Consider the following 25961-nt stretch of genomic DNA (forward strand, 5'->3'; position numbering starts at 1 on the left):
ACGTGAAATTCAAAACGATCAAAAATATGCAATATAAACTACTACGACAAATTGTAGCGATGTCTAGGTATGCGGTTATCGGGACGGTTTTGCAATGCATTTTTGCGGGTTTATTGTCGGCTTCCGACGGTAGGGCCCAGGAGCAGAGCATTGAGAAAATCTACATTTCCATCGACCTGCACAACGTGCCGCTGGAAGATGCCTTTGTGGTGATCAACGACAAAACCAATTTCAACTTTCAGTACGATCACAAACTCGTACGGAACAAAACGGTTGACCTCAGCTTTCCGCAGGCGAGCGTGGGGAAGCTATTGCGACATATTTCGCAGGAAACGAGCCTCAGTTTCAGCAGGGTCAACGAAACCATTTATGTTTCCAATGCCAAAAAGCAAGCCGTTACCGAAGTGCTCAATGGCGCCTCGGTGTTCAAGGCATCGGCTACGGGCAGGCCCGAGGCATTCGCAGGTTCTGTTGAGGCCTATCATGCACAGCGGCTGCGCCAGGTGATGGACAATGCGATTGCCTCGCTGACGGTGACGGTGGCCGGAGTAATCCGGGACGAAAGCGGGATAGGCCTGCCGGGCGTGAACGTCGTCGAGAAAGGGACGCTCAACGGGCTTTCTACGGATACCGAAGGTAAATACAAAATTACCGTTACGAACAATGCTTCGATACTGGTATTCAGTTATATAGGATATGTTTCTCAGGAAATACAAGTGGCCGGCCGCAGGTCGCTGGATGTGAAGCTTGTACCGGAAAACAAGGCGCTGGAAGAGGTGGTCGTAGTAGGTTACGGCACGCAGCGCAAGGAGAGCGTAGTGGGAGCTATTTCGCAGGTCGACAACAAAGCGCTGATGCGCTCGGGTACATCCAACGTCACGAATGCACTTGCGGGCAAGCTTTCGGGGGTGCTCACGATGCAGCAGAGCGGTGAGCCGGGCAGCGACCATTCAGAGATCGTGATCCGCGGACTTTCGAGCTGGAACGGCTCGCAGCCGCTGGTGATGGTGGACGGCGTGGAGCGCGATTTCCGCGACATGGATCCGAACGAGATCGCCACCATTTCGGTGTTGAAGGACGCATCGGCCACAGCCGTTTTTGGCGCGAAAGGGGCCAACGGGGTTATTATCGTGACGACCAAACGCGGGACGGTCGGGAAACCCAAACTGGATTTTACGGCATCTTATGGTCTGGCAAAGGCTACCCGTATTCCTGACCACATCAGTTCCTACCAGACGATGTCGATGTACAATCAGGCGCTGATGAACGGCCAGCAGTTCACCGACCTTATTCCGCAATACGCATTGAATGAATACAGGAATCCCTCCACGCCGCTCAACGGCCTGCGTTATCCGGACGTGAACTGGTTCGATCTGATGACCAAACCATTCGCAACCAATGCGAATGCAAATTTTAATGTGTCTGGCGGGACTAACTTCATCAAGTATTTCGCCTCCCTGGGGTACGCCTACCAGGGTGATTTTTTCAAAGCCTATCACAAGGGCTACGACGATACCCGGTATTGGTATAACCGGTTCAATTACCGGACCAATATTGACTTTAACCTGACCCGCAGCACCACCTTGTCGCTGAATGTGGGGGGAGAAACCGGCATTAAAAATCAGCCCAGCAATTCGCCCTGGCGGAACCTGTATTCGACCGGGCCGTCGCGTTACCCTGCCTATTTCCCCGCGTGGGTGCTCGAACAGGTCCCCGATCCGGATTATCCCAATGACCGTGGCGACCGCCTTGCGATGAACTTCGGGGAGTTTACCGGTAATCCTTACACCTCCATGAACCAGGGGGCGTTCAACAGATACCTGGACTCAAAATTGTTCACCGATCTCATACTGGATCAGAAACTCGATGCGATCACCAAGGGGCTCTCAGTGAAGGGCAAGGTGTCGATGAGCACCTACTATCGCAATCGGTCGCTGACTGCCAGCTACTCATTCCCTGAGTACCAGCTCAATTACGATAAGATCGGGACCGAAGAGAACCCGTGGTTCAGGGCGGGGCAAGGCAACGAGATTTTCCAGCAACCGCCGCTGGATATCAATGTGGGGGAGTTGGAAAATGATTATTACAAAGATTTTTACTATGAACTCTCGGCCAGCTACAACCGGGCGTTCGGCAAGCACAACGTGAGCGGGCTGGTACTGGTGAACCGCCAGCAGAAGGATAAAACCACCGAATTTCCTTATTACAACCAGGGGCTTGTAAGCCGCGCTACCTATGATTATGCCAACAAATATCTGCTCGAACTCAACGTGGGCTACACAGGCTCTGAGCGTTTCGCGCCGGGTATGCGGTACGGCTTTTTCCCGTCGGGGGCGATTGGCTGGGTCGTCTCCGAGGAGAAATTCTTCAAAGACCGCCTCCCGTGGATCAGCAAGCTGAAACTGCGGTATTCGGATGGTAAAGTCGGCAGTGACATCGCGGGTAACCGGTGGCTGTATCTGAGTGATTATTTCAAAGATAATGCCGGATATATCCACGAAGACCTTGGCCCGAACCTTGTCTCACAATGGGAGGAAGCCCGGAAACGGGATTTCGGTATCGAGATAGGTTTTTGGAACGACACTTTTACATTCGGTGTCGACTTGTTCGACGAACGCCGCAAGAAGATGCTCCTCGATCCGCGAAGTGTGACCATGCTTGTAGGTAATTCATTTAAGGAGCTCAATCTTGGGCGGCTAAAAAAGCACGGCATCGAGCTCGAAGCGGAATATCGGAACAACACGGCCTCGGGCCTTAGTTATTTCGTAAAAGGGCTGTTCGGGTTCAACGAAAACCGCATTCTTTTCAAAGATGACCTTCCTTACGCTTTCGATTACCAGAAAGCTGCCGGCAAACCGCTGGGTGCGCAGCTCAGTGGCGTGGAACTGACCGGCAGCGGCTATTACACTTCGGTGGATGATATTCACAACAATGTGGCCGCCATCGACCTGCAAAAACTAAATGTAGGTGACTACAAATTCCTCGACTACAATGGGGATGGCAAGGTGACGAACCTCGACAAATACCCGATCCCAGGCTCCGATTATCCGCCCATTACCTATTCATTTTCGGCAGGGTTTTCCTGGAAAAAATTCGATTTCAACTTCATGTTCCAGGGAAACGTGGGCAAATATGTAGAGTTCAACCAGCCCTATGAAGTCGAGTTTATCAAAGGTGACTGGCGCGTGCACGCCTCGCAGCTTGACTACTGGACGCCTACCAATCCGGGAGCGAACCACGCCACCTTGCACTACTCCGGCGGCGGCAGTACCGATAACCTCTTCTGGGGCGGCGGCGAGGCCGACAGAGGGTTTGATATCATGATTGAAAACCGGTTCTGGCGCAACTCCAATTACCTGCGTCTGCGGGAGGTGTACGCTTCTTACACATTCAACTCCAAATTCCTGCGGCGGGTAATTGGCACTTCCAACCTGGTGTTTTTCGTGACCGGCAATAACCTGTGGACCTTCACAAAACTCATTGAGGGCGACCCCGAAAGGAAGGATTTCAACCAGGGTTTCTATCCCCAAATGACCAGTGTAAAATTCGCCATCAGGGCGGCATTCTAACCCAAACCAACAGACGATGAAAAGATTAATTACGATACTGTGTGTACCGGCGCTGTTCATTTTGCTTTTGGCTTCGTGCGTAGAAGATTATCTGGACAAAGCGCCGGAGTCGGGGCTGACGGAGGCGGATGTTTTTTCCAAATACGAAAACTTCAAAAAGTTCTTCGACGGCATTTATGAGGGCAACAAACTCGATGGAACCACCTGGCGTGCCTATAACATCAAAACAGGCTATTCACTCTATTTCGATTTCTGGGACCAGAAATATACCATGGAAGCGCTCACCGACATGAGCGACATGGGACGCGTAATGGATGCACAGGTAATCAAAAGCGGCCAGATTTCGGCCATTATCAACAAAATGACCTATGACCCGTCGCGTCGGCCGATCCTGGGGTCGATGTTTTCCATTATCCGCAAATGCAATATGACCTTGAAAAACATCGGGATGCTCAAAGATGCCAGCCCGGTGGATATCAATGATTTCAAAGGCCAGGCGCACTTTATCCGTGCGTTCGCGCATTTTGAGCTGTTCCGGTTATGGGGGCCAATGCCTTACATTACCAAAGTGATCGGGCAGGACGATGAATGGGATATTCCAAGACTTTCGAAAAGAGAGACGCTCGTCCGTATCGCAATGGATATGGACTCGGCCGCCGCCTATTTCGAGCAGGCCGACCTTATGCGCCGCGACCCGGGCCCAGGGGTAGCAGGGCACCTGAACAATCCTGAACAAAAACGCCCGACGGGCGTAGCGGCGAAGGCATTCAAAGCGCGTGCATTGCTTTATGCGGCTAGCCCGCTGAACAACGAGCAGGGCAATGCCGATTGGGAGGCGGCGGCCAAAGCTAACTGGGAAGCCATTCAGATCGCCGAGAAATATGGCTACGACCTGCTTTCGCTTGCCGACTACAAGAAGAATTACATCGGTACCACCTATTCCAACGAACAACTCTGGGCATGGTATGCCGGCACGAAAACCTACAACGACGGTACTTTGAACGGCCAGATGAATGGTGTCTTCGGAGGCGGGAAAACAGGCTGGTCGGGAGAATGTCCTACCCAGAATACCGTCGATAAATTTGAAACCAAATGGGGCGAGCCGTTGAATACTCCGGCCGATCGTCAGGCCGCCACTGCCGCAGGGCATTACAGTGAGCAGGATCCCTACAAAGACCGCGACCCGCGTTTTTATATTGATATTATCTACAATACCGCACCGGTACCTGGCTACGGTAACGCCAAAATCTACTACGAAACCAAAGACGGAGCTGCGGTGTACGGTCAGCTTCTCGACCAGTCTTACGCAGGTATTACGCGCACGGGCTACTACGAGCGCAAGACCTGGGGCGAGCAGAGTGTGAACAACAAAACCACACCGCAATATACTGACCCGCTGATCCGCCTCGGGGAATTGTATCTGAACTACGCTGAGGCGGCCAACGAAGCCTACGGCCCGAATGGCGCGGCCCCGGGCTCGTCCCTCACCGCTTTGCAGGCGCTCAATCGCATCCGCACGCGTGCGGGTATGCCCGATGTGTTGCAGGCATACACGGGTTCGAAAGAGAAGCTCCGCGAGCGCATCAAGAATGAACGCACCATCGAGCTTTGCTTCGAAGGAGGGCATTATTACCACGATATCCGCCGTTGGAAAGACGCTCCGAAAGTAATGGGCGGGACGCTTTACCGCATGGATGTGGAGAAAGTGCCCGTGAGCACTGCTTACCCGACGGGCTTTAAGTACACCCGCATGCCGCTCTCGGCAGATCGCCAGACGCGCTGGAAAGAAGCGATGTACTACCTGCCATTCAACACGGAAGATATGTACAAAATGAAAAATTTCGTCCCTAACGAAGTCTGGTAACCCCTAACGCTCAATCCAATGATGAAAAAAGTAATCCATTATACAGCGCAGGCGGCTATCGGAATGATGATACTCTGCCTGCTGTGGGGCGGCAGTGTACTCGCCCAGGACAAGCCGGCCAAAAAGCCTAAGCCGGTGAATGTAAGCCTTAAAGTGACTGACGAAAGCGGCAACCCGATTCCGAACGCATTGGTGGTGGTAGGAGAGGGGCAGATCCACGCTGAGACCAATGAAAGCGGCGATTTCGATTTCGAAGCACTGCCAGAGGATTTTGTAACGGTTTCCTCATACGGTTACAGCAAGTCGGTGTCGCTTGTAGGCGATATTGTGACCAACAGCGTGGTGGAACTGAAAAAAGCCAAGTTGTTCGGCACAGCCGATGACGCGATACCTATGCCATTTGCGAATATCCCGAAGCGGCTGGCCACAGGGAGTTATGTGACTTTAAAAACCGCGGATCTTGAAAAATACCCCACCAACGATCTCCGTAACGCATTTTCGGGGCTTGTCAACGGCCTGGAAGTGGTGGAACGCGACGGCTCTCCCGGACTGACGGCCGAAGAGGAGCTGGGCAATTTCAGGATCACGGAGAAAATCGGCCTCGCTACACGGGGCCGCAGCCCGATTTTCATTATCGACGACATCCCGACCGACATTACCGAAATGCCCATCGATCCCCAGGAAATCGAGTCGGTGACGATTATCAAGGACATACTGGGTAAGGCTATGCTCGGACCGAGAGGAGCGGACGGCATTATTTACATTAAAACCAAAAGAGGAAAGGTCAACGAACGCATTCTGAGCGTGAATGCCGAACTGGGTGTAAGCCTGGTCGACAGGTTCCCCGGCTGGGCGTCGGGGGCGGAATATGCGGAGCTGAATAATGTGGCACGGACCAACAGTTTGCTCTCGCCGCTGTACAATGAGAATGACATTGCCGCATATGCAAAGAATGACCCGTACGATCTCTATCGGCCCAGCGTCGATTTCCGGCGGATGATGTTGAAAGATTCGAAGCCATTTACGCGGGTAAACCTGTCGTCGACCGGAGGGAATGAGACGGTGCAGTACAATGCTTACCTGGGCTACAATGGCGAAGGGGATATTTACAAGATAGGGGCTAAATCGGATTACAACCGTATCAATGTGCGATCGAACATCGACATTAAAATCAATCCCCTTATCAAGGTCAAATTCGACTTTTTCGGGGGGCTTACGCTTCGGCGATCGGCCAACTACGGTTATAATGCCAACTTTAGCAGCGAGGACGGCAATACCAACACCGCGCTCGACCTGGTGGAGTTCAACTCGGTTATGAACGACATAACCAACACCCCACCAATCGCATTTCCGGTATATGCAGCATTTGCCGACAACCCGGTGGCACCGTGGTACGGGGTGAGTTCCAATTATAAGACGAACCCGATCGGTAACCTTATGCACAATGGCTATTACACGGAAACCGGCCGGACGGGCGCTTCCAACCTCACTTTCGATTACGATTTGAAAGAGCTGGTACCAGGCCTCAGGTCGACGACCTACGCCGGGTTCAACCTGTTCAACAGCTTGCGGATCGGAAAGGCCGAGGATTACATCGCCTACATTGTAACGCCCGGGAAAACCGATACCGGCCTGGATACGATCAGGCTCTCAAAAGTTCACGACGGTGTGGATATGGCTGGTCAGGCGAAGCTGCATGACTACTACTCACAGCGGTTTGTGGTTTATGAAAACCTCAGCTACGAGAAAAGCTGGAATGTGCACAGCATTCAGGCCGGGCTGACCTATTACCTGGGTAAATTGTCCCGGAACGGGATTGAAGAGCCTCAACGGCAGCAGAATGCGGTGTTCAATGGGGTGTACTCGCTGAAAGACCGGTATGTATTTCATGGCGTGCTCAACTATGCGGGCACTTACAGCTTCGATAAAGGCAAGCGTTATGCATTGTTTCCTGCGGTCGGTGTGAGCTGGGTGGTTTCGGAAGAAGGCTTTTTTAAAAGTTTAAAAGGTATTGATTATCTCAAAATCAGGGCGGAAGCCGGTATGCTCGGCTACGAAAGCTTCCTGCCGCCCTTCTACTATCTCGACCGCTGGGGCGTGAACTCGACGGGCACGGCATTCGGGCCTTATTCGACCGGACAATGGTTTGGCAGCAATACCGACAACCTGGTTTACCGCACCTCGCCGGGCCGCATCGGCAACCCCGACCTGACCTGGGAAAAACGGAAAGAATTCAATATCGGGATTGACGGTTTGTTCCTGAAACGCAGGCTTTCAATTGAAATTAACTATTTCAATAACCTGCGCGACGGCATCGTGTCGCAGCTAGCCAATACCGTGCCACTCGTGGCGGGCATCTCTACTGCCCGGCCCTGGTATAACTACAATAAAATCAGAAGCTTTGGTATGGAGGCCGCGTTGCAATACACCGAACGTTTGGGAGAGTTCCGGTTTTCGATCGGCGGTAATGCAACTGTGCAGGACAGCAAAATCCTGAAATGGGATGAACCTAATTTTCGCTTCGGTTATCAGACGCGCATTGGTACGCCTGCTGATGGCTATTGGGGGCAGACATACATCGGCAAGTTCGCCAGTGATGCAGAAACCGACATCATACCGCAGATTTACGACGAAGATCTCAAAGCAGGCGACCTGAAATACCGGGACATGAACGGCGATGGCGTTGTGGATGACAACGACCAGAGCCGGATCGGCAATGTGGCGCCACGCCTGGTCTACGCATTGAACCTCAAACTTGCCTTCCGGAATCTGGAACTGACCGCTATTGGTACGGGCCGGGCATTCTATCAGATTCCCTTCACCAATAAGTATTTCTGGAATGGCTGGGGTGACAACAACTACTCCGATTTTGTGAAGGAAAATATAGGAGGCCAGTATCCGCGGCTTACCTACTATAAGGTTAACAACAATTTCGTGTCTTCCGATTTCTGGCTGCGCGATGGCGGGTTTTTCAAGATCCAGAATGTGGAGCTGGCCTATAATGTGCCGGTTAGGCTGGGCAATATAATCGCCGCGCGCGGCATACGCGTGTATGTACGCGGGGCCAATGTGCTTACATTCTCCAAAATCAAAGAAGTAGACCCGGAATCAGTGAACTCGGGCATTTCCGCTTATCCGTTGTTCCGCACATTTTCGGGAGGGGTTAAACTGACATTTTAAAGCCAGAGCTATGCATTTGAAATCATTTTGTATCAAAAATATCCTTTCCCTGACCATCGCGATGCTGGGGCTCGCGTCGTGTGTCGATTACCTGGAACCTTATCCGAATGGCAACAGAACCACGGACGACATCTGGAAATACCAGGATATGGTGCAGGGGCTTGTGGGCCAGTGCTACGATAACATGACCCGCAATTACAACGACAACGAAGGCGTTTTCCTCGACGGCGCTACCGATGACGTGGTCATTACCAGCACCACCCATCCGCTCAATCGCCTCGCAGTGGGTGCTATGCCTACCAGCCTCGATCCGTTCAGGACCTACTGGGACAGGGATTACCGCTCTATTTATCTTTTAAATCTTTTCCTCAAAGACCGCCGGGGTTACAATACCCGCTTTCTGGTAGACCCGCATCTGGATAGTCTTGTAAAAAACCGTTTGCAAGGCGAAGCGTTTGCATTGCGGGCTTGGTTTCAATGGGATTTGCTACAAAAGTTCGGCGGAACGGCCAACGGGCAGCTAATGGGCTTCCCGATCGTGCTGGAACCGGTAGATATCAAAGCAGAAACGAACCTCGCGCGCAACACATACGACGACTGCGTGAAGCAGATCATCGCCGATTGCGATTCGGCCTATAAATACCTTCCCGTCGCTCACCGTGATTTCCTGGTCAAGGACGTGAATGACCGGGCTTATGCCGGAGGGCGCTATTGGGGGCGGATGGATGGCATTACCACGCGGGCCATCAAGGCATTGGTATACCTTACCTGGGCCAGCCCGCGCTTTAACCCGTCGAACGACATGACGCGCTGGGACCTTGCCGCTCAGAATGCGAGGGAGGTGATCGATTTCAAAATGAAGACCGACGCCGTGACTAATGGCTTCAATCCAACAAAGGCGGTAAACTGGTTTGATCCCAACTTCCCCGGGATTATCTGGGCATCGCGCTATAACAATGCGAATGATGCCATGGAGCGGATGTTCTATCCCGGCGGTTTTCAGGGCACCGGTTCGGTGGGAGCGACGCAGGACCTGGTGGATGCGTTCCCGATGAAGAACGGTTACCCCATTACGGATCCCCGCAGCAAATACGACCCGGCAAACCCCTACGCCGACCGTGATCCCCGCTTTTACGCCACGATTTTCCATAACAATGCCAGGGCTGTGAAAATCAATAGCGATAAGGTGATGTATACTTTCGAAAACTGGCAGAATGCCAAGGATGCCGCCGGTCCGGCGGTGAACAGCCGTACCAATTACCATATTAAGAAAATGGTATTCATGGGGTTGAACTGGTCGGATAATTCCATCAACCGCCAGCCACATTCGAAGTTCTTCATCCGTTGGGAACACATGCTGCTTACGTTCGCGGAAGCTGCCAATCAGGTAGAAGGTCCCGATGGCGGCAAATATGGTATGTCGGCCAGGGATGCGATCGAGTACCTTCGTAAGAAAGACAATACCGACGGAGGGAAGGGCTTCACCTCTGATCCGTACCTGGCCGAGGCTGCTTCCAAAGGCAAAGCGGTTTTTGACGGGTTTATCAAAAATGAGAGAAGGATCGAAACCTGTTTCGAAGGCATGCGCTTTTTCGACCTGCGCCGCTGGACGACCAACCTTACCGAACTAAACAAACCCGTACGAATGGCGAGAATCACCCGTAATTCGGACGGATCTTTTGAATACAAACTCGACGAAGTGGTGGAAGCACGGTCATACCGATCCGCATTTCTGCCGATTCCATATGACGAAGTACTTAGAATGTCTAACCTGGTACAAAACGATGGCTGGGAAGCCTGGAAATAAATATAAATGCTATGAAAAAAAGAATTGCTGCTGTCCTCGGGCTGACTATGGCCCTGAGCGCCTGCTATGACGATTACATCAAGGATTTCGACTATACCTCAGTCTATTTCATGTACCAGACCAACGCGCGTACGTTCGTGGTAGGGGAGGGTATGACCATAGAGGTAGGCGCTGCGCTCGCAGGTGTGCGCGAGAACAGGCAGGACCGCGTGGTAGGTTTTCAAATGGATGCATCGCTGGTTAATGCGGATGTGCTGGAAGCGATGAAAACCGGCGCAGGCTATATTCGTGAAGCGGTCAGCGGCGTCGATACGCTGAAACCGCTTCCTGCCGATTACTTCACGATTTCGGATAATTCCAGAATGGTGATCAAGGCAGGCACGCATATGGGCTCGGTGGTAATCAAGGCCGATTCCGCCCGGTTTCTGAAAGACACCGCTACAATCCGCGCAGGCTATGCGATCCCGTTCTACATTACCTCCGCCGACGCCGATTCGATCGTGCGCGCCAAGCGGTCCGCTGTGGTGGCACTCAAATATGAGAATATGCTTTTCGGGAACTACTGGCATGGAGGTGTGACGACTGTGAAAGACGCCGCGGGCAAAGTGATAAAGACCGTGAAGTATTATACAACCATCCCCTCGCCGGAAGCCAAGATTTTCAAACTGAAAACCGTGGCGCCTGATGCACTCGTGACCAACATGATCAGCGACCAGGAGGGCTCGTTTAAGATTACGCTCGATGGAAATGCGATTAAAATCAGCAAAGCCGATGGTTCTACGGTCAATGTGAAGCCCGACGGAGCGAGTACTTTTAACCGGGCAAAGCTGTTGCAGGAGCGGAAGTTGTTTCTGAGTTATAAGTATGAAAATGAGGATGGTACCACCTCGTTCGCACAGGACACGCTGACATTCCGGAACCGTATCCGCGACGGTGTGAACGAGTGGCAGGACGAAAATCCGGACCATTATAAATAGGTGTCAGGTTACCGCTTCAACAACAGACCAAGTGCCGTATCTGTTTGGTAATACTCTTACTTAATATTGTTTAAGTACAATATTTTGAAGAGCCTTGCCCGGCAGATATGGCATTTTTGTATTCATTTGTGTGAATATTTTATAATAAAATATTGAAACGAGCCTATTTTGGCAACGTTCCCGATAACGATTGCATAAATAAACTTCCAGGATCGTTTTCAATTTTCTTCCCGAATCTCTATTCTCCGAAAGATTTCCGAATGGTACTATTGGTACAATAAATAGGCTTATTGGAATTGTTCAAATGGGCTTACGCCCGGAAATCAAAAATATCTTATCATCCCTAAGCCTCTTCCAGATAAAATATTTTAACAGATTAGTTACAAATCTGTGTTAAGTAACTCTATGTCTATTTGTAACTATTGATGGAAAAAATATAATTATTTGTAAGGGTAATCTATCGAGTGATCGTCAGAATTGACAGTTTATGGTGAACTACTATTAATGGTTAAACAATCAATGCGTATGAAAAGAAACTTTACAAGTATTGGCCACTGTATGATGCGTTGGGCAATGGCTGGTGCGGTGATGACGGGTTTTACAGGGCAGGCCTTTGCGATGAGGCCTTCAAATCCGACCATCAGAGTTATCGACAGGACAGTTTCAGGCAAGGTGACTTCCGTGGAGGACAACCTTCCGGTTCCGGGTGTTTCGGTAGTACTCAAAGGAAGTAAAAGCGGCACCAATACCGATGCCGATGGTACTTTCAAAATCAGTATTCCGGAAGACAATGCGGTCCTCGTGTTTTCAGCAGTCGGTTTCGTAACGCAGGAAGTCACTGTTGGAAATAAAAGCGTGGTGGACATTGTACTCGCCAGCGATCAGAAGATATTAACGGAAGTCGTGGTTGTGGGTTATGGTACGCAAAAGAAGAGCCAGCTGACGGGTGCTATTTCGTCCGTTGGTTCAAAAGAGATTAATGAAATGCCTATTACCAACCTTGGGCAGGCGCTGCAAGGACGCGCGGCCGGGGTGGACGTGACGCAGTCGGGTTCAAAGCCGGGAACAGTGCCGAAAATCCTGATCCGTGGTCGTCGTTCGTTCAATGCGGGTAACGATCCTTTGTATGTGGTGGACGGTATTCCTTTGGCGGGAGGCTATGAAGATATTAACCCCAGCGATATCCAGTCGATGGAAGTTTTGAAAGATGCTACCGCCACAGCGATCTATGGTTCGCGCGGTGCGAACGGGGTTGTGATCGTGACCACCAAGCGTGGTGGCGTGAAAGGCAAAACGACCGTTAGCTACGATGGCTATGCGGGGGTTTCCAAAGCACTCGATAAAGTAAAACTATTTAGCGGCCCCGAATTTGCCGAGTTCGTGCGCGAAGCGTACCGTGCGACTGGCGGTTATAAAGATGCTGCCGGCAACGCCATCCCGACAGGGGTGATCAATGCAGAAGCCGATGCAAAAGTGGCAGTACTCGGAGGTGACCCTAATGTGGCCAAAGGTATCGCCAATGGTACCAGTACCGACTGGCAGGACCTCGTAGTGGGCACCGGCATGATGCAGAGCCACTCAGTGGGTATCCAGGGGGGGAGCGACCGCACCCAATTCTACATTTCCGGCGGTTATTTCCGGGATAAGGGGGTTGTGAAAGAAGCAAACTTCACCCGTTTCTCGCTGCGTGCGAATATCGACCACAATGTGAATAAATGGCTGAAAGTTGGTCTTTCTTCCTACATGATGAACAGCATCCGTAACGGTGAGAACCTGAATACTTACGGGATGACGATCAACCAGAACCCGCTTGCGGTGCCGTACGATGAAAACGGCAAGCTGATTTTCTCGCCTACCAACGACGCCTTGCTGACCAACCCGCTTGCGGAACTGGTGAAGGGAGCACAGGTTGATCAGATGAAGCGTTACCGTATTTTCAATAGCCTTTATACGGAGTTCAGTATCCTGCCGGGTTTGAAATACCGCGTAAACTTCGGTCCGGACTTCAATATTTATCGTTACGGGCGTTTTATCGGCTCGATGACCAATGCCAGAAAGGGCGGGGATGCACAAGCCAATACCGGCAACGCAATCGGTTTCAACTGGACACTGGAAAACATTGTGAATTATACCAAAACCTTCGGAGGCAAGCATAACCTGAATGTCACTTTGCTGCATTCTATTCAGCGTGACCGCACGGAAGCATTCACCTCGTCGGTGCAGGGAGTACCTGTTGAAACGCAATCTTTCTATAACCTGGGCGCAGCAACAACCGTATTTTCTCCCACTAGCGGGCTGGTTGAATGGACGATCAATTCGTTCATGGGACGTGTGAACTACGATTACAATGACAAATACCTTGTTACTTTGACAATGCGTCGTGACGGTTCGAGCCGTTTCGGTGAAAACAGCAAGTATGGTAACTTCCCGGGTATTGCGGTAGGTTGGAATATCGGTAACGAGGATTTCCTCAAAGGCATCAGTTGGATTGACCTTTTGAAAGTACGTGCAGGATGGGGTAAAGTGGGTAACACCGGTTTGGCCCCTTATCAGACACAGGCGTTCCTGGGCCGTACCAGCTATGCATGGAACACAACGGCGGCGTACGGTTACCGCCCCGGGACGATCGGAAATGCCGATTTGCGCTGGGAGTCATCTGCTACTGCCAACGTAGGTCTTGATTTTAGCCTGGTTCGGGGACGTGTACAAGGTTCATTGGAGTTTTACCAAACCAACACCACCGATTTGCTTTTGTCTGACCAGCTTCCGGGATCGATCGGTTTCAACGCTGTTACCCGCAACGTGGGTGAGACCCGTAACCGCGGTATCGAGTTGGGTGTGACTACAACGAACATCAACACCAACAGCGGTTTCAAATGGACCACAGACTTTACATTCACTAAAAACACGGAGGCTATCCTGTCTCTTTATAATGGAAAAGTGGATGATCTCGGTAACGGATGGTTCATCGGCCGTCCTTTGAGCACGGTTTATGATTACCGGAAAATCGGTATCTGGCAGACTAACGAAGCGGATGCTGCGAAAGCGGTTAACAGCGAAGTGGGTCAGATCAAGATCAAAGACATCGATGGCGACGGCAAAATCAATGCGAACGACCGCGAGATCATTGGCTCCGACGTGCCTGATTTCAGCGCAGGTATTACCAACCGTTTCAATTTCAAAGGCTTTGACTTCTCGTTCTTCTTCTTTGCACGTGTAGGTAACCTGATCCGCAGCGAGTTCCACAGGAACAACAATGCGCTGGCTGGCCGCTATCAGCAAATGAAAGTGGATTACTGGACGCCAAACAACCCGACTAATGAATTCCCTCGTCCGAAAAGCAACCAGGAGTTCCCCGTGTACGGCAGCACGCTTACCTACTTCGATGGAACGTTCGTGAAATTGAGAAACGTGAATGTGGGTTATACATTTACACCGGAAATGTCGAAAAAGCTGGGAATGGAGTCGCTTCGTTTGTATTCAAGCATTCAGCAGCCGTTTATCTGGGCAAAATACCGCAGCAAATACAACGGCGTTGACCCTGAAACAACCGGCCTCGCAGCAGGTGGTACAGGCGTAACCCCAGCTACAATGGTGATCACATTTGGTGTGAACGCGAAATTCTAACGGCCTGGTTTTGAAATTTTAAAAAGATACTGACAAATGAAAAATATAAGAAAATCGATTGTGGTGTGCGGTATGGCAGCATTGATGCTCGCAGGGCAGGGGTGTAAGGATGTGCTCGACGAGAAGATCATCTCCGGTGTCGGTAACGACTATTTGAACACCGCTAAGGGATTTGAAGATGGGGTGAAAGCGGCGTACTCGTCGCTGCGTTTTTACTACGCAACCCAGCAGGGGCTGACTTTGACCGAATATGGTACGGATATCTATGCAACAGGTGCTGATGGCGGTTATAAAGGCTTCCATTTCTATGACGGCCAGCTGAACCCGACCGTAGATTACCTGGCAACGACCTGGGACGAGCTTTACAGAGGTATTAACACCTGTAATGCGGTGATCGAACGCGCCCCGAATGTGACCGGTGTTGCAGATAATGTAAAGAAACTGCGTGTTGCCGAAGCCAAATTCCTGCGCGGGCATTACTACTATCTCTTGCACCAGCAATATGGTGGCGTTGATCTTCGCCTGACTGAAACTTTGGTTCCTACCAAGGAAACCAAGCGTGCAACCGATGCGGAAATGTATGCGGCGATCATTAAGGATCTGAGTGATGCGGTTAACGATCTGGAAGCAAAAGCACAGTCCAGCGATTATGGCCGCGCTACCAAGCCTCACGCACAGGCGTTGCTGGCGAAAGTGTATCTGGCAAAAGCGTATTCAACAGAAAAAGCGGCAGACGATTTTACCAAGGCTGCCGATCTTTTAAAAGAGGTTTCTACCAAATATGGTTACAAACTGCTCGACGATTTCTCGGCTGTATTCGATGAAAACAACCAGAACCATAGCGAGGTCGTATTTGCAGTACAATACACTACCGACCCTTTGACGAACGGAACCGGCAACAGCTTGCACCTCTATTTCGGGATGCAGTACGATGTGCAGCCGGGCATGAAGCGGGACGTTTATTGGGGCCGCCCCTTCAAACGTCTGAGACCGACCGAATACCTGCTCAATACCGTCTTCGCCGATCGCGTCAACGACTCGCGCTACAAAAAGACTTTCCGCGACACATGGTTGTCCAACAACCCCGGAACCTACAATGCGGCGTCATTCGATGATTCCAAAACAAAGGTGACGTTTGCTGCCGGCGATACGGCGATCTTTATTCCGGGCTATGAAATGACCAAAGAGGTACGCGCCACGAAAAAATACCAGGTGCTTGTACCCAGCAAATATTCGGAAGCCTTATTCCCAACCTTGCAGAAGTTCTTCGATTCAAAACGCCCTGACATGACTTATGAACAAGGAAGCCGCGACTATTACGTAGTGCGTCTGGCGGACGTTTATCTGATGCTTGCCGAGGCATTGCTGCAATCGGGCGATAAAGCTGGCGCTGCCGAAGCGATTAATATGGTAAGATACCGTGCGGGCTGGCCGGGTAAAAAGGACAAAATGCTGATCGACGCCAAAGACCTTACGATGGAGACGATCATCGAGGAGCGTGCACGGGAGCTGGCCGGTGAGCAAACCCGATGGGTAGACCTTAAACGCTGGGGACTGCTTGTGGAAAGAGTGAAAAAATATAACCCGCAAGCTTCTGCGATCCAGGCCTACCATGTGGTGAGACCGATCCCTCAGACACAGATTGACCGGAGCGCGAAAACATCTGACGGCAAGTCGGTGTTCCCTCAGAACCCTGGATACTGATCGGTTTCGAAAATAGCAGATCAAGAGGATGGTTGCCTTGTGCCGCCATCCTCTTTTGTTTTTGAGAGGGGGCTCTAAAAAAAAAGCTACCGAAGAATCAATGGTATTATCCGGCTGAAAATTAGGACTTATTCTGCGTGCGGGCGGGCTGGAATCGGTGGCGTCAGGGTGGTATATTTCACCTATAACATCATCTTAATCCACTTACCTATGCACATCACAAAAGGATTTTTCACCTCCTTGCGACGCGCGATCGGAGCATGCATTTGTGCGATATGCATGTACCCGTTGCTGTGCGCCAGTGTCGTCGCGAACCCGGTCGCGGAGCTTGGCCATGTAATGCGAGCCGAGAAAACCATTACCGGTACCGTCTTGGCCAAAGAAGGAAATACGCCTATTCCAGGTGTAACGGTCGTTGTCAAAGGAACCAACCAGGGCACGACAACCAATGCAGATGGCAAGTACAAGATCGAGATCGCCGGTAACTCGGCGGTATTGGTATTTTCGGCCGTCGGTTATGTCACGCAGGAGCAGGAAACGGGTAATGCGAGTGTCGTAGACATTTCGCTGGCCACGGATCTGAAAACGCTGAACGAAGTCGTAGTGGTCGGCTACGGAACACAAAAGAAACGGGACCTCACAGGCGCCGTGTCACAGGTGAACGCGACCCGGCTTGAAAACGAGAACCCGCAGTCGGTACAGGATGTCTTGCGGGGGAATGTACCGGGTATGAATGTCGGATTTTCGACCTCGGCTAAAGGCGGCGGGAGTGTCTCGGTGCGGGGGCAGAATTCTATCAATGCAGGTTCCACCCCGTTGATCGTACTCGACGGTACGATTTACAATGGTGGTTTGGAAGATGTCAATCCCAATGATATCGAGACGATTGATGTCTTGAAAGACGCAAGCTCCTCATCTGTATTCGGGGCTAAGGCGGCCAGCGGCGTTATCCTCATCACAACCAAAAGAGGGAAGGAAGGCAAGCCGGTCATCAATATCAACAGTAATTTCGGGTTCGCGGAAGTAGCCAGGAACCAGCCGGTGCTCAGTCCGCAGGGATTCATCAGTTGGCGGCAGGAAGTAATGCGGAATATCAATGCCACGGCCGAGCCTGCGCGCTTCGCCGATCCGAATCATCTTCCAGCCGGTGTAACCCTCGACCAATGGCTGGCCTACGACGGCTCCACGGGCGATCCGACGACGGTTTGGCTTCAGCGACTGGGCATGCAGCCCATCGAAATCCAGAATTACAAGGATGGCAAAAGTGTGGACTGGTATTCCAAAGTATTTCAGAAAGGTTTCAGGCAAGATCATACTGTAAGCCTTTCCGGGCGCAACGACCGCGTTTCCTATTATATGTCTTTGGGTTACCTGAATAATGAAGGCATTATCGTAGGTGACAAATACAGTACTGTCCGCGCACGCCTGAACATTGAAGGTAAAGTGAACAAACATTTGTCGGTGGGAATGAACACGCAATTTGCGCGGCGCGACGAAAGCCAGGTACCTGTCAACTACGATCTGGCGCGGACAATTTCGCCCTGGGGTTCGGAATTCGATGCAAATGGCAATTATGCGTGGCGACCCAATGGAGAGGCCAGCGGTGGCAATCATCCTTACTATGCCCGCCAGTTTATCAGTCGCGACCAGGGTGCCCAAACATTGAATTCCGTTTTGTTCGCCAAAGTAAGCCTGCCTCTCGGGTTTACTTATCAAATCAATTTTACGCCCCGTTTCGACTATACACACCGCTATAATGCCGAATCCGCCAAGCACGCCGAATGGGCTGCCGAGGGTGGCCGGGCCTCGCGCAAGGACTCGACCGTGTTCAACTGGCAGGTCGACAATATCCTTAAATGGAACAAGACGATCGCCGGAAAGCATCAGATTGATCTTACTTTCCTGGCGAATGCCGAAGGCTTCAAAAGCTGGCGCGACAGTATTTCCAACAAAGGCTTTGCCCCGACGGACGTTCTCGGGTATCATAATATCCAGGCAGGCGGCTTGCCGGTGGTCTATACCGACGACCAGACCAGCACCGGCGACGCGTTGATGGCGCGCCTGTTCTATTCGTTCAAGGACAAATACATGCTGACACTGTCGAGCCGGCGGGATGGCTACTCCGCTTTTGGGCAGAAGAACCCGCGGGCGGTATTTTCATCAGCGGCAGTAGGGTGGGTGTTTACGGACGAAGGGTTCCTGCACTCTAAATGGCTCAGCTATGGAAAACTGCGGCTTTCGTACGGAAACAACGGCAACCGCGACATCCCGCGCTACGACGCCCTGGCCGACCTCGCTAGCGGCAAATACCTGCATGTGAAACCGGATGGCACTGTGTATCAGGTCAGTCAACTCTACGTAAGCCGGATGGCAAACCCGAATTTGAAATGGGAGAAGACAAATGCATTGAATGTTGGACTTGACTTCGCATTGTTCAACAACCTGGTAGAGGGGAACGTCGAGTTTTACAAATCGACCACCAAGGACTTGCTCGTGAAGCGTGCATTACCCAATGTGCTGGGATTTGACAACGTTTGGGATAACCTGGGCGAAGTGCGGAACAAAGGGCTGGAAATCAGCTTGAACACGAATAATATGCGGCGTGAAAACTTTACGTGGCGCAGCACATTCAATTTCCAGCTCAACCGCAACAAAATCGTGCATTTGTACGGCAATATGGTTGACATCAAAGACAGTAATGGCAAGATAACCGGCCGCAGAGAAGCGGATGATGTTACCAACCGCTGGTTTATTGGTCATGCGCTCGACGAAATCTGGAACTACCGCATCCTGGGTGTCTGGCAGAAAGAGGAGGAAGCCGAAGCTGCCAAATACGGTGTAAAACCGGGAGATTTCAAGCTGAAAGATGTGAACAACGACGGCAAGTTTACCAACGACGACAAGGAGTTTCTGGGTTACACTTCCCCGCGTTTCCGGTGGACATTCCGCAACGAGTTCAAACTCTTCAAAAGCCTGGATGTTTCGTTTATGATCTATTCCTACTGGGGACAGAAAGGGACTTTTAACCAGATGAAAAACCGCGATGGCTTCGTAGACCGGACCAGCTCCTACGTGTTCCCTTACTGGACCGAGCAAAACCGGCAGAACGAATGGGCGAGATTGTATTCCAGCGAGGGATCGGCAACGGGTTATGCGGTTTACAGAAGCAAATCATTTGTCCGGTTTGAAAACCTTTCCGTGGCTTACACTGTGCCGAAAGCCGTTTCGCAGAAAGTGGCCGTTCAAAATCTGCGCATTTATGGTAATGTCCGCAACATCGGCTTCTGGGCACCGCAATGGAATTTCTGGGACCCCGAAAATGGCACGAACGGAACAACTAACAATAGCTTAGCCACATCGGTACCGAGCCCACGCATTTATACGATCGGGCTGGACATTACCCTGTAATCACTATCACACAAAACTGCATGGATTATGTTTAATCAAGCTTCAAAATATATACTGGCATTGATCCTGTTGGGCGCAGGGACGGCGATTACGTCCTGCAAGGAGACATGGCTGAAACCCGAACCGCTTTCGTTTTATGAGCCGGACCTGACATTCAAAGATCTTGGCGGGTTGAAAGCGACGCTCGTCGCTTGTGAGCGCAACCTTCGGCTGGAATGGTATGGCGACGCAATGCCGATGATTACCGAATCGATTTTCTCGGATATCGCCGTAGAGGGTACGACCGATAAATCGGGCCCGGCGCAAAACCTGAACCTCCTTATTACACCCGATGCGCAGCTCAACCACATCGATTACAATCGCATCGGCTGGTATTGGTTGGAAGGCTATAAAGGGATTAAGTATGCCAACACGGCCATTTCCCGCATTGATTTGCCTACTTACAAAAACGAGCAGGAGAAAAACGAGTTATTGGGCGCAGCCTATTTCCACCGCGCTGCGCGCTACTACCGGCTGACGCAGCAGTTCGGTGATGTGCCGCTGATCCTGAAAGAAATTAACGGTCCGAAACTCGATTTTCAAACCACAAAACGGGAGGTAATCCTTAAAAAAATGAAGGAAGACCTCGAATTCGCCGAGCAATGGGTGCCGGCAGTAACCGACAAGGGAACCGTAAACAAAGGCTCGGTGAGCCATTTGCTGACGAAGGTGAATCTTGCATTGGGTCTGTTTGACGACGCGATCAAATCTGCGACGAATGTGATCGACGGAGGTACGCACAAACTGATGACTTCCCGGTTCGGAGCCACTGCAAATGACGCGACCCGGAACGTGATCTGGGACCTGCACAGGCCTCAGAACAAGGCCATTGCAGCGAATACGGAAGGGCTGATGCTGGTGATCGACCGGTTGAATGTCGAAGGAAATGTCGAGGGCGGTATGCTCATCATGCGTAATGCTGTCCCGCTTTGGTTTAACAACATTAACACACCGAACGGAAAACGCGGCACGTTAGACACTTACGGTATCGAGATCGACCAGGTAGTGAAATACGGTCGTGGGATCGGACGTTTACGGCCAACCGATTATTCCCAAAACCAGATATGGGACGACAAAAACGACCTCCGACATGCACCCGGCAACTGGATGCGGATGGAGGATATTTTGTACAACAATCCTGCATTGAAGGGCGAAGACAGCTATTATGGTAAAAATCTGCAGCTCAAAAATGCAGAGGGTGTGGTACTGACCATCGACACCATACGCTGCTGGTTCGACTGGCCGCAATACAAGTTATTTGTCGAGGATCCCTTGCGCATACAACCTCAGGGCGGCAATACCGATTGGTATGTGTTCAGATTGGCGGAAACGTACCTCCTGCGCGCAGAAGCGTATGCGTGGAAAGGGGATCTGGCGAAAGCAGCCGAAGATGTGAATGTTGTGCGTGCCCGCGCGAACTGCGCTCCGCTTGCAGCAGGCAAGATCAATATCGGTACCATTCTCGACGAGCGCGCAAGGGAGCTGTATTTCGAAGAGCCGCGGAAGACCGAGCTGACGCGCATTGCCTATATTTTCGCACAAACCGGCAAGCCGGCGCCCAACGGAAAAACATATACCCTGGACAAATTCTCCGACGACAATTACTTCTATGACAGGATAATGGAGAAGAACGATTTTTACAACAAGGGTGTCAAAACGCGCCACGCCGACGAGTACACCATGAGTCCCTACCACGTGTTGTGGCCCATCCCTCAATCCGCGATCGACGGAAACACGCAGGGAAGGATCAATCAGAACAAGGGATATGCGGGGTATGAGAAGAATGTGCCTCCGCTAACGGAGATACCGAAATAAATTCCTACACAATGACCCGTCAATAGCGGGTCATTGTTGTTTTATGTCGTCTGGAGTTATGGATTTTTACATTAATCTAAACCTGAAATGAACAGACGGATTTTTCTGCAAAACACTTCACTTGCGATGGCCGCTACCATCGCAGGTACCGGCTGGCTGGAAGCCGCTATAAAAAAAGGCGATATTAAAATTGGGTACTCTGCAATCACCTGGGGCGGGAAGGACGAGCAGGCCATTACCGACCTGGCTGGGTTGGGCTTCAAGGGCATCCAGTTGCGGGCGAATACCTTCGCTCCCTATCGCAGCAAGCCTTCCGAATTGAAAGCGGCATTGATTAAGAACAATCTGACGCTCTGTATGTTTTCCAGCGGTAATGTCGAGATTGACCCCGCTAAATTTCAAAGTACAGTGGATACACACGTAGCGCACGCAAGCTTTGTGAAGGCATTGGGCGGTAACGCCCTGCAGCTGACCAACAGCCTTCGTCCGAAAGACCGCGCTCCATCGGTGGAAGAACTGAAAAAACTCGCGCAGGTGATGAATGAGATCGGCAAGCAGACCGCCGACCTGGGCGTGCAGGCCGTATACCATAACCATATGAACCAGCTCGGTGAAACTCCCGAGGAAGTGGATGTGATCGTTCAGGCCATGGACCCGCGTTACATCAAATTGTTGCTGGACATCGCGCATTACAAGCAGGGGGGCGGCGAACCACACGAGGCTATCATCAAGTACAAGGATATTCTGCATTCGCTGCATTTAAAAGATACCAAACCCGCCGAGACCAAAAGCGGCTATAAGTTTGTGGAACTGGGGCAGGGCAGGGTGGATGTACCTGCGGTTTTCAAGGCGTTGGATAAAGTAAAGTTCAAAGGCTGGGCCGTAGTGGAGCTCGATGGGATTCCTGATCCCGAGAAAACGCCATTGATTTGCGCCGAAACCAATAAAAAGTACATCACCGAGGTTTTAAAATATCCATTGTAGTCCGAACTGTATTTGTAGGGGTATTCCTATTAATATTTCGTTATAAATGTAATAACTGATATTAGATAGGAAGCCCTTTTGCATTTTTCAGTTATACATCATTTTAATCAGCACAATGAAAAAATTCCGATTACCGCTGGTCGCCATGGCCGCGTTTTTGCTCAGCGCTCCGCTTCAAGCTCAAAAATCGAAAGATGGCTGGGTAGACCTTTTCAACGGCAAGGATCTGACGGGCTGGAAGCAACTCAACGGCCAGGCCAAATATGAAGTAAAAAATGGCGCTATCGTGGGTACTTCCGTGATGGGTACGCCCAATTCATTTCTCACAACCGAGAAAGATTACGGCGACTTTATCCTCGAACTGGATGTAAAAGTCGATAATAAACTGAACTCGGGCATTCAGATCCGCAGCTTGTCGAAACCTGACTATATGAATGGTCGCGTGCATGGCTATCAGGTGGAGATCGACCCGAGCGACCGCGCTTACTCCGCCGGTATTTACGATGAAGCCCGCCGCGGGTGGCTATACCCGCTCGACCTGAACCCGGAAGGCAAAAAAGCGTTCAAAAGAGATGCCTGGAACAAATACCGCATCGAGGCGATCGGTAACTCGATCCGCACGTTTCTGAACGGAGTACCTGTCGCGCACGTGGTAGACGACATGACGCCCGTAGGCTTCATATGCCTGCAGGTGCACGCGATCGGAAGCAAGGAAATGGAGGGTACACAGGTGAGCTGGAAGAATGTCCGCATTAAAACGAAGAACCTGAAACCGAGCCCGGCTACCAATGTTCGCATTGTGAACCTGATTCCGAATAATCTGGATCCCGCCGAAAAAGCGCAAGGGTATTCGCTGTTGTACGATGGCAAATCGGCAGATCAGTGGCGTTCTTACGGCGGTACCGATTTCCCTTCCAAAAGATGGAGCTATAACGACGGTACTATCCAGATTTCAAAGTCGGACGGCTCGGAAACCGGCAACGACATTGTTACCCGCAAACTTTACGGACCGGCATTCGAATATGAATTTGAGTTTAAGCTTACCGAGGGCGCTAACAGCGGCGTCAAATATTTTGTAGATCAAAAATTCAATTCCAATGGTAAATCGGGAATCGGCTGTGAATATCAGGTGCTCGACGACGAGCGTCACCCGGACGCGAAACTGGGTAAGAATGGCAACCGTACCATCGCTTCATTCTACGATGTGATCCCTGCGGACCGGCCGAAGAATGCGGTGAAAAAGATCGGAGAATGGAACCAGGGCCGCATTGTGGTGCAGAAAGACGGTACCGTACAGCATTTCCTGAACGGCTATAAAGTGGTGGAATATGTGCGAGGTTCCCCGCAGTTCAAGGAGTTTGTGGCGGGCTCAAAGTTCGCCAAATTCGAAGGTTTCGGGTTATCGCAAGAGGGGAATTTGTTGTTGCAGGACCACGGTGATAATGTGTTTTTCCGCAGCTTGAAAGTAAAAGAAATCAAATAGCCCGAATTGGCGGAAAAAAGGTAAAAAATTACAGTAGATAAACGGGCGTCCGACATTTACAGACGATTGCCCGGAAATCTGACCCGGAGGCAATCAAAAAATCAACTTTTATTCAAATCCAATATCATGACCAGTAGAAGGGATTTTCTTAAAAATGCAGCACTGGCTTCTGCGGGTGTCGCAGTAGGCGCCAATGCTTTCAGTGCGGCCAGCTACCGCCGTATCGTGGGGGCCAATGATCGTGTAAGGGTAGGTATCATCGGTTTTTCGGACCGTTTTCGCAGCTCGCTGGCACCTTCCTTCTCGGATCACGCCAAGGAACTGAACTTTGAGTTTATGGGTGTTTCCGACCTTTGGAACCGTCGCCGCGACGAAGCGGAGGCATTTATGAAAGGGAAGCCTTATGCGGCCAGCGAATTCGTGAAGGCTCGCAATAATGAAGAATTGCTCGGCCGCAAGGATGTGGACGCGGTGATTATCAGTACCGCCGACTTCCAGCACGCATTGCATTGCGCAGAGGCGGTGAAATCGGGCCGTGATGTGTATGTTGAAAAGCCGTTTGCAGAAACCCTGGAAGATGCGAAAGTCGCATTGAAAGCGGTGGAAGCTTCGAAACAGATCGTACAAGTGGGCTCGCAGCGCCGCAGCGCTCCCAACTATTGGGCGGCTTATGAATATATCAAATCCGGTAAATTCGGGGATATCACCACGGTCGAAATGACCTGGAACGTGAACCAGCCGGGCCGCTGGAGACGTAAGGAGCTTGTTTCACAAATCCGCAAAGAGGATACCGACTGGGACCGCTTCTTGATGAACCGTCCGAAAGTGGAGTGGAACCCGCGTTACTACCTGGAATTCCGCTTGTTCTACCCATACTCTTCGGGTATCCCGGGCCAATGGATGGCTCACCAGATCGATACTGTGCACTGGTTCTCAGGCCTCGATGCACCGCGTAATGTGGTAGCCAACGGCGGTATTTACACCTGGAAAGACGGTCGTACCAATGTGGATACTTTCAGTGCTGCGTTCGAATACGGTCCTTTCGACGACAAGAGCAAAGGCTTCCAGGTAATTTATTCTTCCCGTTTCAACAACGAGGCAGGCGGCGTGAAAGAATATTATTTTTCAAATGGAGGTATGATCAACCTCGATACGAACAAGATAACTTCCGAAGGAGGCTTGAAAGAGAAAGATGCGAAAGGAATGGGCATGCAGGCGAACTTGCTGCCGGAAATGTCTTTGAAAACCGGCGAGAAAATTGCGACAGACGCTAATACCGGTGCCGATCCGATGACTTCGCTCCACATGCGTAACTGGATGGAATGTATCCGTAGCCGCAAGGAAACGAATGCACCTGCCCGTGTAGGTTTCAATCACTCGGTAGCTAACATTATGGCTACTAAGGCATTGCATACCGGAAAACGCGTGAACTGGGATCCGAAGAAAAAAGAAATCGTGCTTAGTTAACATTTTAAAAGAGCGAACAGTGAATTTAAAACATACT

At 51.0% G+C, this 25961-nt stretch carries 12 protein-coding genes; all 12 read left to right on the forward strand.

Going from position 1 to position 25961, the window contains the following annotated elements:
• The first annotated feature begins 26 nt into the window (after positions 1-26).
• The 12 genes from ACQ4MZ_RS12665 (at position 27) to ACQ4MZ_RS12720 (ending at position 25924) form a co-directional block, all read left to right on the forward strand.
• On the forward strand, positions 27-3569 hold the full coding sequence (locus tag ACQ4MZ_RS12665; RefSeq protein WP_430845446.1) for a SusC/RagA family TonB-linked outer membrane protein: 3543 nt from the start codon (positions 27-29) through the stop codon (positions 3567-3569).
• A 16-nt stretch (positions 3570-3585) separates the two neighbouring features.
• Complete coding sequence (locus ACQ4MZ_RS12670) at positions 3586-5433, forward strand: RagB/SusD family nutrient uptake outer membrane protein (RefSeq protein WP_430845447.1); 1848 nt, start codon at positions 3586-3588, stop codon at positions 5431-5433.
• Positions 5434-5451: 18 nt separating this feature from the next.
• Positions 5452-8613 (forward strand): SusC/RagA family TonB-linked outer membrane protein, encoded by a 3162-nt coding sequence (locus ACQ4MZ_RS12675; protein ID WP_430845448.1) that lies wholly within the window; start codon positions 5452-5454, stop codon positions 8611-8613.
• Positions 8614-8623: 10 nt separating this feature from the next.
• Positions 8624-10420 carry a RagB/SusD family nutrient uptake outer membrane protein gene (locus tag ACQ4MZ_RS12680; protein ID WP_430845449.1) on the forward strand — a complete coding sequence of 599 codons (1797 nt, stop codon included), beginning with the start codon at positions 8624-8626 and terminating at the stop codon, positions 10418-10420.
• Between the two features lie 11 nt (positions 10421-10431).
• The gene (locus ACQ4MZ_RS12685; RefSeq protein ID WP_430845450.1) at positions 10432-11397 is read left to right on the forward strand and encodes a DUF1735 domain-containing protein; all 966 of its coding nucleotides are present in this window, start codon (positions 10432-10434) and stop codon (positions 11395-11397) included.
• Positions 11398-11970: 573 nt separating this feature from the next.
• Positions 11971-15024 (forward strand): SusC/RagA family TonB-linked outer membrane protein, encoded by a 3054-nt coding sequence (locus tag ACQ4MZ_RS12690; RefSeq protein ID WP_430846398.1) that lies wholly within the window; start codon positions 11971-11973, stop codon positions 15022-15024.
• Between the two features lie 36 nt (positions 15025-15060).
• The gene (locus ACQ4MZ_RS12695) at positions 15061-16728 is read left to right on the forward strand and encodes a RagB/SusD family nutrient uptake outer membrane protein (RefSeq protein WP_430845451.1); all 1668 of its coding nucleotides are present in this window, start codon (positions 15061-15063) and stop codon (positions 16726-16728) included.
• 210 nt (positions 16729-16938) lie between these two features.
• Positions 16939-20136, forward strand: a complete 3198-nt coding sequence (locus tag ACQ4MZ_RS12700; protein WP_430845452.1) for a SusC/RagA family TonB-linked outer membrane protein — start codon at positions 16939-16941, stop codon at positions 20134-20136.
• Between the two features lie 27 nt (positions 20137-20163).
• A complete protein-coding gene (locus ACQ4MZ_RS12705; RefSeq protein ID WP_430845453.1) occupies positions 20164-21990 on the forward strand; it encodes a RagB/SusD family nutrient uptake outer membrane protein in 1827 nt (608 codons plus the stop codon).
• An 87-nt stretch (positions 21991-22077) separates the two neighbouring features.
• On the forward strand, positions 22078-22974 hold the full coding sequence (locus tag ACQ4MZ_RS12710) for a sugar phosphate isomerase/epimerase family protein (protein WP_430845454.1): 897 nt from the start codon (positions 22078-22080) through the stop codon (positions 22972-22974).
• A gap of 115 nt (positions 22975-23089) precedes the next feature.
• Positions 23090-24457 carry a 3-keto-disaccharide hydrolase gene (locus ACQ4MZ_RS12715; protein ID WP_430845455.1) on the forward strand — a complete coding sequence of 456 codons (1368 nt, stop codon included), beginning with the start codon at positions 23090-23092 and terminating at the stop codon, positions 24455-24457.
• A gap of 126 nt (positions 24458-24583) precedes the next feature.
• Entirely contained in the window at positions 24584-25924 is a 1341-nt protein-coding gene (locus ACQ4MZ_RS12720) for a Gfo/Idh/MocA family oxidoreductase (protein ID WP_430845456.1), read from the forward strand.
• Positions 25925-25961 lie beyond the last annotated feature (37 nt).

The organism is Dyadobacter sp. BHUBP1 (assembly GCF_050587785.1).
Classification (GTDB): Bacteria; Bacteroidota; Bacteroidia; order Cytophagales; family Spirosomataceae; genus Dyadobacter.